We start from the raw sequence: 579 nt of genomic DNA on the forward strand, positions 1-579 counted from the left end.
GAACTCCCACATATCTTATTCGTCTGCTTAACCATTCGCATGAGAGAATGAACGAATTTACCGGAAAATATTACACTCCGGCAGAGTTTATCGACTACAAAGCCGACGTGGAACGTCCCTTGCCTATGATATATCAAAGCGGATATCTTACAATAAAGGCTTACGACAGAGATTTCAATACATTCCTTCTTGATTTCCCGAACAATGAAGTAAAGGGGGGATTCCTTACAATGGTGGCTTCATCATATCTGCAACCAACTGAGGAAACCGGCGGGTGGATAAGAAGTCTTGTTGTAGCTCTGCGCAAAGGAGAAGTGGAGCAGGTACGCGAGCTGTTCACTTCTTTCCTCTCCGGAATACCTTACACAATGCGCCGCAAGGAAAACGAGGTGGAACGTGAACGGTATTTCCAATATACCTTTTACCTCATTATGCGTCTGGTGAGTGTTTATACTGTCTATGCCGAAAAGGTACAGAGCCAGGGACGTGTGGACTGCATAGTGGAAACATCAGAATATGTATATATCTTTGAGTTCAAACTGGACGGTACGGCCCAAGAGGCGCTTCAGCAGATAGAGG

Annotated in this window: 1 protein-coding gene; it reads left to right on the forward strand. The window is 45.1% G+C overall.

Features of this window, described 5'->3' with window-relative positions; all coding sequences use genetic code 11:
* Positions 1-579, forward strand: a 579-nt coding sequence (locus H6A61_RS15360) for a PD-(D/E)XK nuclease domain-containing protein (protein ID WP_204394777.1), incomplete at both ends; no start/stop codon positions are given.

This window comes from Bacteroides caecigallinarum, assembly GCF_016901995.1.
GTDB classification, from domain to species: domain Bacteria; phylum Bacteroidota; class Bacteroidia; order Bacteroidales; family Bacteroidaceae; genus Phocaeicola; species Phocaeicola cellulolyticus.